The sequence below is a fragment of the Pseudorhodobacter ferrugineus DSM 5888 genome, assembly GCF_000420745.1.
GTDB classification, from domain to species: Bacteria; Pseudomonadota; Alphaproteobacteria; order Rhodobacterales; family Rhodobacteraceae; genus Pseudorhodobacter; species Pseudorhodobacter ferrugineus.
In genome coordinates this window covers 128,991-143,008 of sequence record NZ_ATVN01000010.1, presented here as the reverse complement: position 1 = coordinate 143,008, position 14,018 = coordinate 128,991, and the positions used below count along the sequence as shown (strand labels likewise).

Annotated in this window: 11 protein-coding genes and 1 pseudogene; 1 reads left to right on the top strand and 11 read right to left on the bottom strand. The window is 55.7% G+C overall.

Going from position 1 to position 14,018, the window contains the following annotated elements; translation table 11 throughout:
• The 7 genes and pseudogenes from G560_RS0110890 to fnrL all read right to left on the bottom strand — a co-directional run.
• Positions 1-367: pseudogene (locus G560_RS0110890) on the bottom strand (transposase); the annotation flags it as partial.
• A gap of 532 nt (positions 368-899) precedes the next feature.
• Positions 900-1,994, bottom strand: coding sequence for a flagellar basal body P-ring protein FlgI (locus tag G560_RS0110880; protein WP_022704340.1), 1,095 nt, complete (start codon positions 1,992-1,994; stop codon positions 900-902).
• Positions 1,991-2,977: a flagellin gene (locus G560_RS0110875; RefSeq protein WP_050525283.1), complete on the bottom strand. Its 987-nt coding sequence runs from the start codon at positions 2,975-2,977 to the stop codon at positions 1,991-1,993. Before G560_RS0110875 ends, G560_RS0110880 begins: the two co-directional genes overlap by 4 nt.
• A gap of 25 nt (positions 2,978-3,002) precedes the next feature.
• Positions 3,003-4,457 (bottom strand): flagellar hook-associated protein FlgK, encoded by a 1,455-nt coding sequence (gene flgK, locus G560_RS0110870; RefSeq protein WP_022704338.1) that lies wholly within the window; start codon positions 4,455-4,457, stop codon positions 3,003-3,005.
• A 12-nt stretch (positions 4,458-4,469) separates the two neighbouring features.
• The gene (locus G560_RS0110865; protein WP_022704337.1) at positions 4,470-5,777 is read right to left on the bottom strand and encodes a flagellar hook protein FlgE; all 1,308 of its coding nucleotides are present in this window, start codon (positions 5,775-5,777) and stop codon (positions 4,470-4,472) included.
• Positions 5,778-5,892: 115 nt separating this feature from the next.
• Positions 5,893-6,711: a flagellar motor protein MotB gene (locus G560_RS0110860; protein ID WP_028913992.1), complete on the bottom strand. Its 819-nt coding sequence runs from the start codon at positions 6,709-6,711 to the stop codon at positions 5,893-5,895.
• A gap of 118 nt (positions 6,712-6,829) precedes the next feature.
• On the bottom strand, positions 6,830-7,576 hold the full coding sequence (gene fnrL, locus G560_RS0110855) for a transcriptional regulator FnrL (protein ID WP_022704335.1): 747 nt from the start codon (positions 7,574-7,576) through the stop codon (positions 6,830-6,832).
• 63 nt (positions 7,577-7,639) lie between these two features.
• On the opposite strand from fnrL, the gene hemN reads away from it, so the two are divergent.
• Entirely contained in the window at positions 7,640-8,995 is a 1,356-nt protein-coding gene (gene hemN, locus G560_RS0110850) for an oxygen-independent coproporphyrinogen III oxidase (protein WP_022704334.1), read from the top strand.
• Positions 8,996-9,006: 11 nt separating this feature from the next.
• Here the strand turns inward: hemN and G560_RS0110845 are convergent, their stop codons facing one another.
• From G560_RS0110845 to G560_RS0110830, 4 genes are read right to left on the bottom strand one after another with little or no spacing between them, the layout of a single operon-like run.
• The gene (locus tag G560_RS0110845) at positions 9,007-10,236 is read right to left on the bottom strand and encodes a glycosyltransferase (protein ID WP_022704333.1); all 1,230 of its coding nucleotides are present in this window, start codon (positions 10,234-10,236) and stop codon (positions 9,007-9,009) included.
• Positions 10,236-11,843 carry an ABC transporter ATP-binding protein gene (locus G560_RS0110840; protein WP_022704332.1) on the bottom strand — a complete coding sequence of 536 codons (1,608 nt, stop codon included), beginning with the start codon at positions 11,841-11,843 and terminating at the stop codon, positions 10,236-10,238. Before G560_RS0110840 ends, G560_RS0110845 begins: the two co-directional genes overlap by 1 nt.
• On the bottom strand, positions 11,840-12,940 hold the full coding sequence (locus G560_RS0110835; protein WP_022704331.1) for an ABC transporter permease: 1,101 nt from the start codon (positions 12,938-12,940) through the stop codon (positions 11,840-11,842). The genes G560_RS0110840 and G560_RS0110835 overlap by 4 nt, the downstream gene beginning before the upstream one ends.
• Positions 12,940-14,016, bottom strand: a complete 1,077-nt coding sequence (locus G560_RS0110830; protein WP_022704330.1) for a microcin C ABC transporter permease YejB — start codon at positions 14,014-14,016, stop codon at positions 12,940-12,942. Before G560_RS0110830 ends, G560_RS0110835 begins: the two co-directional genes overlap by 1 nt.
• Between the last annotated feature and the right edge of the window lie 2 nt (positions 14,017-14,018).

Here is a 14,018-nt window from a genome sequence, read left to right as displayed (position 1 = left end):
TAAACACGCCTGTCAGGCAACGGGCAGCGGATGTTTACATCCGCGAGAGGGGGGATTCCCTGGCGAAGTATGCGGTCGCCTTTTTTAGGATGTCCCGTTCCTCCGTGAACCTAACGAGATCGCGCTTCAGACGGCGGATCTCATCGGCTTGGGCATCGACCTCTTTGATCACCTTCGCGGGCCGCGAAAACAGCTTTTGCCAACTGTAGATCGACTTGGTGCTGCTTCTCGGCGATTGCATTCGCAATGCGCCTGTCAGCCAACGGACACCCAATCGCTCGGCCACATCGCGCACCGGATAGCCCCGATCCTCGACTTGGGCCACCGCATCGCGCTTGAACTCATCTGTGAATTTAGCTCCGGACATCGCGTCCTCCTTGCTTCCAAAATTACCAAGCAAGGCGTCTACAAATCTAGGCGCTATTCAGAAAGGTGCCTTGGCCAAACATTGCACGCCGGAGATATTCAACACAGATCACGGCAGCCAATTCACCAGCGGCGCTTGGATCGGCGAACTGATCGACGTTAAGGTCAAGATCAGCAAGGGCGGAAAAGGCGCATGACGTGATAATCGGATGATTGAGCGGATCTCGCGCTCCTTGAATTACGAATAAGTCTGCCTGAACGCCTTTGAAACAAGTTCAGGAATTCGGCTCGGGATCAGCAAATGGCTGACCTATTACAACTCTCATCGCCCGCATTCGACGTACTGCATACTGACCCCAGACGAGGCCTGTGCCGGCAAAACACACGCGATGAGATTAGCAGTTTAATTGAAACCGTTGTCCCCATTAACAAGGCTGCAAACTGGTCGAAAAACTAGGACCAACTCTGACCCTGCAGTTTTGAACGCACACCCATCGATGTAACAATTTCGTCGCGCCCGTTTTGAGACACCGCTAGTGAACCAAGAATTCTGCATGTAATGCGCCAGCGGCATTTATGCTTTTCAAGATGTCTATCATATCGTGCGGGGCGACCCCCAAAGCGTTAAGGCCGGCCACCACTTCAGAGAGATTTGTGGATCCATCAACCTCCGCCATGCCAGTTCCGAGGGCTGGTGTAATGCTTGCGTTCGTTCTTGGCACAACGATTGTTTGACCATCACTAAAGGGATTGGGCTGCACCACAACGGGGGCCTCCTCGACACGCAAGGTTAGGCTGCCTTGCGCAACTGCGACCCGACTGATCCTAACATCTGCGCCCATCACAATCGTTCCGGAGCGTTGATCTACAACGACGCGGGCGCGCGTTTCCGGTTCCACAGACAGATTTTCGATGCGCCCTATCGCATGGGCAGGGGATGCCATGCGTGATGCGCCCAGATCAAACGCCACTGTTCCGGCATCCAGCATAGCGGCCACATTGCGCCCGAAATTTGTATTGATGACCGCTTCAATACGGCCGGCAGTGGTGAAATCAGGGGTGCGCAACGCAAGCCGGATGGTCGTCAAACCAGCAAAATCAAAATCGACCTCTTGCTCAACTCGGGCACCCGACGGGATGACACCTGCAGTAGGGACACCTTGGACCACACGCGCAGCAGCACCTTCAGCGGCGATACCGCCGGCGATTATTGTCCCTTGGGCAACGGCATAAACCTGACCGTCCGCGCCGTTCAAGGGCGTCATGATCAAGGTCCCCCCCAAAAGGCTCTTTGCATCGCCGATTGCAGAAACCGTTACATCAATGCGCCCGCCCATCCTTGCAAAGGGTGGAAGCGATGACGTCACAAAAACCGCTGCGACGTTTTTGGGGCGAAACTGCTCACCATTTACGTTAACCCCCAAGCGTTCGAGCAAATTCGTCATAATTTCTTCGGTAAAGGGCGCATTTCGCATTCCATCACCGGTTCCATTCAAACCCACGACAAGCCCATAGCCCACCAAATCATTGCCGCGAACACCATCGAATTCGACCAAGTCCTTAATTCGGATCGGGGCTGCAATCGCCAAACTTGGAAGGAGGAGCAAAACCAAAAACAATTTAATCATCTTAGAAAGTCCACCAGTCTTAGGCGCGAAAGACGCGCCGTTACGGAGTAAAGAGTTTCCAACTGCGTTTGAGCCGCTTCCATGCGGGTTGCTGCCTCATACGGATCAACGGCCAACAAGTTGGAGCGTGCCAGTTCAAGCGCCGACGTTTCGGCTTGGTTGCGGGTTTGCGCCTGCTCTATGCGCGCCTGTTGCATCCCAAGATCAGCCGCGCGATAGGTGCGATCCGACTGGTTCGCAAAAAGCGATGTCCCCGCAATCTGCACAATCTGAACGCCTGTGGCTGAATCCGGCACCACAGCACCGCGCCCGACAAGTGCAACCATCGCCAAGGACTTCAGCGTATCGCGCATGACCGGATCCACGGCCGTAAACCCAAGGTCGACCCTGTCTTCGGCGGAAATAGACAGGGAACCTGCGCTGGGCCCACCGAGATATCCCACCGCCTCAAACCCTGCAGGATCGTCGAACCAACTCTGGACTGCCGCCTCAATGTCGCCGGCGGTGGAAGCGCCTGCACCCGCAATATCAGCCTCAAGCGCGGAAAGAATGACATCCACCCCTGCCACGGCCGGACCGTCGCTTGCAATCCCAGCAAACAACGTTTTGTCGCCGACCTTAGTATTCAACGCCGCAAGAACAGAGGCAAAGCGTGCACCTGCATCACTGATCAAGCTTTGCAACGCCTGCGGATTTTCTGCATTGGCCGCCGTTAGCAACGCTCCGCCAAGGTCTTGGGTTAGCGAATCAATTTGTCCGAAAACCGACTGCATAGCGTTGGCGGTTGTCGCAGCCGTATCGGTCGCGAACCTATATCCCTTTAGCCGTGACAACGTGCTTTCCAATGCGGAAAAACGTGTCAGGTCACCGCCCAGCTTTTGACCGATGTTTGCAGAATAACCAGTCGTTAGCTCTTGGGCCGCAGTATTGGCTTGTTGTTTCAAGCTCGTTGTCATCCGACGAAGCATGAAGGTCTGCGCCATGTCACCTATGCTGTTCATTGGCATTTCAAATTCCCAATAAGATTTGAATCAAATCATCTGCGGTTTGGATAACTTTTGCATTTGCAGCATAGGCCTGCTCCACCAAAAGCAAGTCTTGCAGCTCTCGGTCCGTATCAACGCCGCTTTCCATTTCCAAACTTTGTAACGCTGTCGCCCGCGCAGCAGCGAACCCTGCGTTTGCCTCGAGAAGCAGACCTTGGTTCATCGTTGCCGAGGCAACCTTCGATGCAAGGCTCATCACACTTTGATTGCTGCCCGCTAATGCGCCCGATGCGGTTGGTTGAAAGGTGTTGATAACGGATTGCATCGCAGAAAGCAGGGCTGACTGGCCAACCGGCCCCTGCGTCAGAGCGCCAAGACCGTCTCGCACTCTCCAAACCGCGCCACCTGCGTTCGGGTCGACGGCCGCATTCAATGCCATTCGACCCGAAATCCCTTCCTCATTTGCATTTAGGAAAGCGGCTCCGTGATCGGTAAAGAGCCCGGCCGCGCCGATACTCAAAGTTCCGTCAACCAGAGGGTCTTGAAAACGGTTTATCAAATTGCGGGCAACAGCATCAAGTTCGACCTGCGCATTGGGGGCCAACTGGTCACGAATGGCAAAGTTGGCAGATAGGGATCCACCTGTGATTGCACCGCTTTGTGTAGTATTGATCGGTCTCCCATTGATGCTAAGCCCAGATAACGCACCAGAGGCAAGTGTCATGTCTGGCGTGATGATTCCGACTGCTGAAAACGCAAGCTTTGCAGGTTGACCCTCTAGCAATGTCGCGCCGCCCATTGAAAACAGGGTGATGCGCCCATTGTCTGCCTGGACTTCTCGGAGCGGAATAATGGCCGCGACCTGATCAATCAATTGCTGGCGCTGATCCACGAGTGCCGACGCGTCGCGCGCCGTTGCAAATGATACAGTAATGCTTCGGTTCAGCTCTGCGATCGCAACCAACGAGTGATTTACAATTTCCACTTCAGTTGCAATTTGGGTATCAGCAGTGCTGCGAGACGTCTGGATATCATTGGAAATCGTGCGGAAACTGGTGACTACGCCACGAGCTGCCTCAACAACATTGGATTGCCGAATCAAACTCTGCGGATCAGCAGATGCAGCAATCAATGCGGTATTGAAGGCCGCAAAGCGTCCGTCAAACGAAGTCGTGTCATCGGGGCTGCCAAAGACTGCACCCAGCCGTGATAAAAAATCCGCCTGCAGATTCAGGCCTGCGGCGTTGGCTCCTGCAAGGCGTCTGTCTGCTATTAACGCTTGGTTGATGTCACGCGAAACACCGGTAACCTGCACACCATGTCCCGTATCACCAAGCCTACGTGCTGTGACCTGCAGTTCGCGCCGACCGTAGCCATCGGTCAATGCATTTGCGATATTGGAGGAGATTAGTTCTGCCGAACGCGCAGCGGCATTTAACCCTGAAAGCGCGCTCGACATGGCACCTGAAATACTCATCTTCCAGGCCCCCTATCGTTTAATATTGGTGGTTTCTTGCAGCATCTCATCAACCGTCTGAATGACTTTTGCGTTTGACGAATAGGCCCGCTGCGTTTGGATCAGGGCTGTCAGTTCCGCAGCCACGTCGGTCGTCGAGCCTTCACGGGCATAACCGACAACCGTACCCGTGGGGCCGTCCCCTGCATCCCACAAAAAGAATGAACCGGAGTCAGGTGATATTTTGTAGGTCTGATTGTTGAGTGCGATTAATCCATTCAGGTTCGGCACATCAACCATCGGGATCTGGTACAAGCGCCTTGTAAAACCGGTATCATACGTTGCATTGATATAGCCACGATCGTCCACCTCAACCGCCGTCAAATTGCCAACCGGAGATCCGTTCTTAGTGATCGACGTTGGCGCGAAACTATCAGACAGTTGGGTCAAACCATTCGGGTCGCCCAGGCGCCCAATCGTCAAGGTTAACGGACCGCCTGCCACGGTCAGTTCCACTGTGCCATCGGTGGCTGAATAGACACCACCCGAAACCGAAGCGACTGAGAGCAATGTGCCGCCCGATCCGCGCGAATCATCAAAGGTCAAAGTGTATTCACCAATCACGGCCCCAGCCTGCGCCGAGTCTTTGATGATCATCGTCCATTCATTTGACGACCCAGAAGCCGGAACCGTTGGCGCAAACGAAATATCCAAAGTTTCTGACGTGCCAAGGTTACCAAAATACTCGATCGAAAGAGGCAATGTATCACCCCCAGAGCCGGCTGCTGTATTGGTAGCCGGCAGGTTGACGCCAAGCTTCATGGCCGTTGTCGGATCGCCTGCTTGCTGATTGGCATTGATTGTTACAGGTACAAGCCCCGCCACAGTATCGCGCGGAAGGACCGGAATTGTGCCATCACCGTTTGCAGGCCAGCCCAATAGAACCAAACCCGATTCAGTGCGCAAAGTCCCTACGGAATCTGGCCGAAAGGACCCCGTTGTCGTCAACATCATTGAACCATTTGAAAAATTCTGTGAAATCCCCCCTGCGGGTCCAACCGGGATCATGCCACGCCCTGAAATCGCAAGGTCAAGCGCGTTTGACGTCGTCACCAATGCGCCACGTTCGTCGATCATTCGGGTACTGGTCGCACGCACGCCGCCCGCAGAATAGACACCCGCACCCTGCGACTGCGTCAGCACCATGCTTTGGAAATCTGCATTGGCACGTTTGTAGCCATAGGTGCCGGAGTTGGCGATGTTATCTGAAATAGTCGCGAGGCGTGTGGCGTTGGCGTTAAGCCCGGCCACCCCGGCGTTGAGCGAGGAGGAAATCGTCATGTGTTAGCGCCTTTCTGCTGCTTGGACCCTTGGTCAGGGCCCAAACTGCATCCAGCGACTTAACATCGCGCTAACATGTAAAAGTTGATCCTATTTCTCGCATAAGTCTCTGATTTCACCTATCTCGCCGCAGCAAAACCACCTCCAAACGGTTGTTGCGTATGGCCACGGGGTTAGCCGTGACAGGCTTGCGGTCTGCAAATCCACCAATCCTGGCGATTTTGTCCGAATCAACTCCAGCGTCTTGCAGCAACACACGCATCGCTTGCGCGCGCGCAGCAGACATGGCCCAAGCGGGGTTTTCGATCAAAGTAATCGGAAATGACCGCACAAAACCATTCACAGCAAGCTTGTTACTCGTGATCGAAAGGACTTCGGCAATCAGCGCGGCGATATCCTTGGTTACGGGCGACGGAGTTGCTGTCAAACCATCAAACAAGGGTGCATCCGCCAAATCAAAAACCTCAATCACCAAACCCTCATCCGTGACTTTTGTCACGACATGGCGCAACGCGCGCTCCATCGTCATGCTCTCGCCACTTCGTGCATTCAGCGCCTTTTCTATTTCGGCCGCTTGCGCTTGCAAGGCTTGGTCGGTTCCGGCGCCAGACTCACTTGCCGCCGAATAGGCATTTACTGCCCCCATACCGCTTTCGGGTTGTTCGCCTTGGGCAGTCACACTGTCGCCGCCAAAGGCACCATCGCCCCCGCCGGAAATCCGGTTCACCGGAATCGTCGGGCTGAAATAATCAGCCAGCCCTTTTCGTTGCTTTTCAGTTGTCGCATTCAGCAGCCACATAAGCATAAAGAAGGCCATCATAGCCGTCACAAAGTCAGCATAGGCCACTTTCCACGCCCCACCGTGGTGCCCGCCACCTTGAATAATCTTCTTTCGCTTAATGATGACTGGTCTGGCATTTGATTGCCCGTCCATCACATCACCCATTTATTCACCCACGGTCAGGTTTACCCGAAAGCGGTGAAGGTGATCTTAACCTGTAAATTTTTCCTGATTTTAGCCACCCCAACGCGTCAGGGGGAGGCAAACAAGATCAAACAAGCATTCCGCCATCGCTGTCATCGCCTGCGGCTTCTTGCAGCGCGTCAAAGTCCTCGATCGTGACATGGCGTTTGCCATCAAGCGAAATCACCTTATCCTTGCGCAGTGCCGACATCTGGCGCGAAACGGTTTCCAGGGTAAGGCCCAGATAATCTGCCATTTCTTCCCGTGTCAGCGGCAAATCAAACACCAACCGTTTTGAGGGTTGCTTGACCGCAAGGCTTGCATCACGACGCGCAATAATCGACAACAGGCTGGCAATCTTTTCCCGCGCTGTCTTGCGGCCCAAAAGCAGCATCCACTCCCGCGCCGAATCCAGTTCGTCCAGCGTCATTTCCAACAACCTCTGGCCGACATGCGGCGTCGTCAGCATCATTTCCTCAAACGGTTTCTTGCGGAAACAACACATGACAAGATCGGTCGTCGCCGTCACATCATAGGCGACAGTATCCCGCCCTGGGCGACCGACAAAGTCAGACGGCAACAACAGGCCGACCATCTGCCGCCGCCCGTCCTCCATTGTCTGGCTCAGGGTCGCTACACCCGTCACCACAGACGCCACAAAATCCATCCTGTCACCAGACCAGATCACCGTTTGGCCTGCCTGATAGCTGCGATAGTATTTTATCTGCTCCAGCCGGTCCAGCTCATCCCCTTCGCAGCGCGCGCACACGGCACGGTGGCGGATTGGGCAGTCGCCACAATCATGGGAAAAGGAAAGCGTGTCCAAGGTAGGCATATTCGAGTCTCGATTTGATCTGTGTCAATGTTCTGCAAAAGTGTATACGGCAATGCTCCAAATATGAACATACAATCAGATCTCAAGCGGCTCGGACTATTTGACGCGCGCGCACCCCGTTATACTAGCTATCCTACCGCGCCGCATTTCGCGCCGGGCGTGGGGCCTGGACAGTTTGCCGAATGGATAGAGGCGGTGCCTGCGGGTGCGTCGATCTCGCTTTATATCCATGTGCCGTTCTGTCGCCGCTTGTGTTGGTTCTGCGCCTGCCGCACGCAGGGAACTTCCTCGGATGCTCCCGTTGTGGCCTATGCCGACATGTTAAAGGCGGAAATCGCGCTTTTGCATCGCCATTTGGCCCCCGGCGTTACCCTTTCACGTCTGCATTGGGGGGGGGGCACGCCTACGCTTTTGTCGCCCGACCTGATGCGCGGCCTTGCCGATCAAGTATTCGACGCCGTGCCGCTGGCAAAGGGTGGCGAGTTTTCGGTAGAAATTGATCCCAACGAAGTCGACTCCGAGCGCCTTGATGCGCTGGCCGCTGCGGGGATGAACCGCGCCTCTATCGGGGTACAAGACTTTGATCCCGAAATCCAAAAGTTGATTGGACGCGAACAAAGCTATGAGCTGACCAAACAAGTTGTGGATATGATTCGTGATCGCGGCATCGCCAGCCTGAATGCGGATATTCTGTATGGTCTGCCAAATCAGACAAACGCGCGTATCGCCGATTCGGTGCAAAAGTTGCTGACTTTGTCACCTGACCGCGTGGCGCTTTACGGCTATGCGCATGTCCCTTGGATGAGCCGCCGCCAACAGCTTATTCCGTCCGACAAGCTACCTGGTGCGGAAGATCGCTTATCTTTGTTTGATACCGCGCGGGAATTGTTTGCATGGGATGGCTATAGCGAAATTGGCATCGACCACTTTGCCCGCCCCACCGATGGCTTGGCGATTGCCCAAGCCAATGGCACGCTGCGCCGGAACTTTCAGGGCTACACAGATGATACCGCAGCGGCCCTGATCGGGCTTGGCGCGTCTTCCATCTCGCGCTTTCCGCAAGGGTTTGCCCAGAACGCCAGTGCAACCGCAGCCCACACCAAGGCGATCCGCGACGGCCATTTTTCGGTGCATCGCGGCCATATCTTTGCGGGCGAGGATTTGCTGCGCGCGCGGATAATCGAGGCGTTGATGTGTGATTTCCGCATAGACAAGACTGAGTTGCTGCGCGATTTCGACACTTCGCCCGAGGCGGTAGAGACGATGTTCCAGTCGGCCAAGGCAACCTTTGGAGATATGGTGACTGTAACGGATGACGGCTTTGCCATCCCGCCCCGCGCGCGCCCACTGACCCGCATGATTGCCCGCGCCTTTGACGCCTATGATCACGCCAAGGCACAGCATTCGGCAGCGGTTTAAGGTTTTGTGGTCTAAGACCTCGGTCCAAAACTTTCGACGTAATCAACCATGCGCGGCATGCAGACATTTTGAAGGTCGTAATTGTCCAAAATAGTCTGCCGCGCGGCATTGCGCTGGGGTTTAAACCGCTCTGGCTCTGCCAGCGCTTCGGTCAAAGCGTCTGACCACCCCTTGATATCAAAGAAATCAACCAAGCGACCATTCACGCCGTCTTCAATCAACTCCTCGACGGGCGCCGATTTTGACCCGATGACAAATGCCCCCGCCGACATCGCCTCTAGCATCGACCAAGACAACACGAACGGATAGGTCAGATAAGCATGCGCGCGGCTGATTTGCATCAGCGCCACAAACTGCGCATAGGGCACTTTGCCAAGGAAATGCACGCGGCTCAGGTCCAGCCGGTCCTTCACCTCATCCAGAAACATCTGTTTCCACGTTTGACCGGCAGGGGCCGCAGCCCCATAGCTGACGTCATCTCCCCCCACGATCACCACCTGCGCTGCAGGCCGCGCCGCCATCACATCAGGCAGCGCCCGCATGAACGTATGATAGCCGCGGTACGGTTCCAGATTGCGGTTTACAAAGGTCAGCACCTCATCGCCTGCGTACAGCACCTTGCCATTGGGCAACTTCATACTGGCCTTGGGGTTCGGGGCCATCACTTCGGTATTCACCCCGTCGAAAATCACCTTGATCAGTGGCTGCAATGCAGGCGGATAGGTGCTGGCTTGCCACTGGGTCGGCGAAAGCCCCGCATCGGCATGCATCAAGGATTGCCCCAAATGCGCGGCGCGTGCCTGCGCTGTCATCACTGCATCAAACCCTGCCCGCGAAAACTCAGGGTCAAAACCGACATCGCGGTCCACCCCGCGATAGTAAAACTCGGCATAGACGATCAACTTGGCTTCGGGCCAAATCTCTTTCAAAAACAACGTCTCCCCCCAACCGGAATGGCCAAAGATGACATCGGGCCGATAGCCATGCTTGTCACGCAATTGCAAGCAAGCCCGCGCAGCCGATACCCCGCGATCCGACATCTGGGTGAAATTGCGCCCCAACCGCGTGGCCTTGGGGTCAGGCGCAGGCGCATAGTGGCGATAGCGAGAAAATGGGATTTTGAAATCACGTTTGTTCACCACATCCGTCAGCGCACGGCATTCATGCCCCCGCGCCTGCAAAGCTGGGGCCAGATACAAAAACTGGCCCGGAAAATTCTGATGCACGAAAAGAATTTTCATCAAGGCCCCTTGGTGGTGTTCTGCCCAAACGCTGCCCCCATCAAGGCTTTGGTATAGTCGGTCTGCGGGTCGTCAAACACCTGTGCCCCAATCCCTTGCTCCACCACATCGCCTTGCTTCATAACAATGACCTTATGCGCCAAGGCCCGTACAACCCGCAAATCATGGCTGATAAACAGATAGGCCAAGCCCTGTTTGCGTTGCAAATCGCGCAGCAATTCCACGATTTGCACCTGAACAGTCATATCCAAGGCGCTGGTCGGTTCATCCAGAAGCACCAGTTTCGGACGCAAAATCATCGCGCGGGCAATTGCCACCCGTTGCCGCTGCCCACCCGAAAATTCATGGGGATAACGGCCCATTGTGGCCGAGTCCAAACCCACCTCGGTCATAATATCGGCAACCATTTGGCGGTGGTCTTGCCCCTTGGCGGTGCCATGCACACCCAAACCTTCGGCGATGATCTGTTCGATGGTCATGCGCGGCGACAGGCTGCCATACGGGTCTTGGAACACTACCTGCATTTTCTTGCGCAGCTCGCGCATTTGCTTGGCAGGCCAGTTTTGAATATTCTGGCCCATCAACACAATCGGCCCATCCGACGGGATCAACCGCAAAATCGCTAGCGCAAGCGTGGTCTTCCCCGACCCGCTTTCGCCCACAATGCCCAAGGTTTCGCCTGCCCGCACAGAAACGCTGGCCGCGTTCACCGCCTTCACATGACCCACGACTTTGCGCAGAAACCCGCGATGAATGGGGAACCAGACGCGCAGATTTTCGGTGCGCACGATTTCCTCGCCACACTCCGGCGCAGATTCGGGGCGACCCTTGGGTTCGGCCTCCAGCAGCGTTTTGGTATAGGTGTGCTGCGGGTTGGCAAAGATTTCCGCCGTGGACCCTTGCTCCACAATCTCGCCGCCTTGCATCACGCAAACCCGATCAGCGATGCGGCGGACGATACCAAGATCATGGGTGATGAACAACAAGCTTAGGCCCTCGGCCCGCTTCAGCTCGGCCAACAGGTCAAGGATTTGCGCTTGAATCGTCACATCCAGTGCCGTTGTAGGTTCATCCGCGATCAGCAATTCCGGCCCGTTGGCCAGCGCCATCGCAATCATCACCCGCTGGCGTTGCCCACCCGACAGCTGATGCGGATACGCCCCCAAACGGCTTTCTGCATCGCGAATGCCAACCTTATCCAGCAGCTCCAAAATTCGCGCCCGCGCTGCGGCACCATCAAGGCCCTGGTGCAGGTCTAAACTTTCGGCCAATTGGGTTTCAATGGTGTGCAACGGGTTCAGGCTGGTCATCGGCTCTTGGAAAATAAAGCTGATGTCGTTGCCGCGCACACGCCGCAAATCCGCCTCGGGCGCCCCGACCATCTGGGTGCCGTTGTACAGGATAGACCCCGACACCTCGGCACTAGCGGGCAGCAGCGACACGGTCGACAGTGCTGTGACCGATTTGCCAGACCCGCTTTCGCCCACCAGCGCCACGGTTTCGCCTTTGGCCACGGTGAATGACACGCCTTTGACGGCCTGAATAACGCGGCCATCCTGCCGAAAGCCGACCTTCAGGTTGTCTACGGATAGAACAGTTTCAGTCATTGAAAGGTCTTTCGCGGGTCAAAGGCATCGCGCACGCCTTCAAAGATGAACACCAGCAGCGACAACATGATCGCGAACACAGCGAATGCCGTAAACGCAAGCCATGGCGCTTGCAGGTTTTGCTTGGCTTGCAGGGTCAACTCTCCCAGCGACGGTGCGGATGCAGGTAGACCAAAGCCAAGGAAATCCAGTACCGCCAGCGACCCAATCGTGCCCGTGATGATGAACGGCAGCATGGTCAACGTGGCGACCATCGCATTGGGCAGCACGTGGCGGAACATGATCACGCGGTCCGATACGCCCAGTGCGCGGGCCGCGCGGACATATTCAAAATTCCGCGCGCGCAGAAATTCGGCCCGCACTACACCCACAAGCGACGTCCAACCGAACAGCACCATCAACCCCACCAGCAGCCAGAAATTCATCCGCCAAATCGCAGCGACGATGATGATGATGTAAAGGCTGGGGGTTGATCCCCAAATCTCTAGCACCCGCTGAAAAATCAGGTCGACCCAGCCGCCGAAATACCCCTGCACAGCCCCTGCCGCGACCCCGATGACCGAGGTCAGAAATGTCACGATCAGTGCAAACGACACCGACAGCCGGAAGCCGTAAATAACCCTTGCCGTCACGTCGCGCGCGGTATCATCTGTCCCCAGCCAATGGTTCGTATCGGGCGGGCTGGGGGCCGCGCGGCCGATATCGTTAATGGTGTTAAAACTGTACGGAATGGGCGGCCACAAAACCCAGCCCATTTCCGTACCCTCAAGCGTGCCCGCCTCCAACGCGGCGAGTGACGCGTCAGGATAATCCAGACACGCCTCGACCCCGCCTGACCGGATCAGGCAACGCACCTCGGGGTCGCGGTATTTCGCCTCGGTCCGGAAATCGCCACCAAAGGCGGTTTCGGGATAAAACTGCAAAAACGGCGCGCGAATATCCCCGCGATAGCTGACCAGCAGCGGCTTGTCATTTGCCAGCACCTCGGCAAACAGTGACAGCCCGTACAGCACCAACAGCAGCCACAGCGACCAAAACGCCCGACGATTGGCCTTGAAATTGCGCCAGCGGCGTTGATTCAGTGGGGAAAGAGCCATCAGCCGCGCCCCTCAAAATCAATGCGCGGGTCAATCCAAACATACATCAGGTCTGAAATGATCCCAACCAGCAACCCCATGATCCCAAAAGCATAAAGCGTACCAAACATCACGGGGTAATCGCGTTCCACCACGGCCTTAAACCCCATCTGCCCCAAACCATCCAGCGAGAAAATTGTCTCGATAATCAGGCTTTGCCCGAAAAAGATCGACACAAACGCCGCCGGAAACCCCGCAATCACAATAAGCATCGCGTTGCGAAAAACGTGCCCGTACAAAACCCGACTTTCCGACAGCCCCTTGGCCTTGGCGGTCATCACATATTGCTTGCCAATCTCATCCAGAAAGCTGTTCTTGGTCAGCAGGGTCAGGGTGGCAAAACTCGCGATAGTGGAAGCGAGTATCGGCAGCGCCATATGCCACATATAATCCAGCGCCTTTCCCATCAGCGACAGGTCTGAAAACCCCTCGGATGTCAGGCCGCGCAGCGGGAAAATCTTCCAATAGGACCCGCCCGCGAACAGCACCAAAAGCAGAATTGCAAACAAAAACCCGGGTATCGCATAGGCCACGATGATAGCGCCCGATGTCCATGTATCAAACGGCGTACCATCGCGCACCGCTTTGCGAATGCCCAAAGGGATCGACACCAAATACGCAATCAACGTCGACCATAGTCCCAGACTGATCGACACCGGCATCTTTTCCAGCACCAGATCCGTTACGGAAATTGACCGGAAATAGCTTTCGCCAAAATCAAACCGCGCATAGTTCCACAGCATATCAAGGAATCGCTGCAACGGCGGCTTGTCGAACCCGAACTGCTTTTCCAACTCGGCAATAAATTCAGGTGGCAGGCCGCGCGCGCCCAGATACTCGCTGCCGCTAGTGTTTTCAGTGCCAGCATCGCCCGACCCCGAAATTCCTTGCAGCGCGTCACCGCCACCGTCCAGCCGTGCCAAAATCTGCTCAATCGGGCCGCCTGGCACGAATTGAACCATCGCAAAGTTGATGATCATAATCCCCAACAAGGTGGGAATGATCAACAACAACCGCCGAAGGATATAGGCACCCATAC

Bases quoted from the DNA above. Each gene is read 5' to 3' on its own strand.
- G560_RS0110860 (WP_028913992.1), bottom strand. From the start codon at position 6,711: ATGGACGGGCAATCAAATGCCAGACCAGTCATCATTAAGCGAAAGAAG.
- G560_RS0110875 (WP_050525283.1), bottom strand. From the start codon at position 2,977: ATGGCGCAGACCTTCATGCTTCGTCGGATGACAACGAGCTTGAAACAA.
- flgK (WP_022704338.1), bottom strand. From the start codon at position 4,457: ATGAGTATTTCAGGTGCCATGTCGAGCGCGCTTTCAGGGTTAAATGCC.
- G560_RS0110835 (WP_022704331.1), bottom strand. From the start codon at position 12,940: ATGGCTCTTTCCCCACTGAATCAACGCCGCTGGCGCAATTTCAAGGCC.
- G560_RS0110830 (WP_022704330.1), bottom strand. From the start codon at position 14,016: ATGGGTGCCTATATCCTTCGGCGGTTGTTGTTGATCATTCCCACCTTG.
- G560_RS0110865 (WP_022704337.1), bottom strand. From the start codon at position 5,777: ATGACGATTTCCTCCTCGCTCAACGCCGGGGTGGCCGGGCTTAACGCC.
- G560_RS0110845 (WP_022704333.1), bottom strand. From the start codon at position 10,236: ATGAAAATTCTTTTCGTGCATCAGAATTTTCCGGGCCAGTTTTTGTAT.
- G560_RS0110880 (WP_022704340.1), bottom strand. From the start codon at position 1,994: ATGATTAAATTGTTTTTGGTTTTGCTCCTCCTTCCAAGTTTGGCGATT.
- G560_RS0110840 (WP_022704332.1), bottom strand. From the start codon at position 11,843: ATGACTGAAACTGTTCTATCCGTAGACAACCTGAAGGTCGGCTTTCGG.
- fnrL (WP_022704335.1), bottom strand. From the start codon at position 7,576: ATGCCTACCTTGGACACGCTTTCCTTTTCCCATGATTGTGGCGACTGC.
- hemN (WP_022704334.1), top strand. From the start codon at position 7,640: ATGAACATACAATCAGATCTCAAGCGGCTCGGACTATTTGACGCGCGC.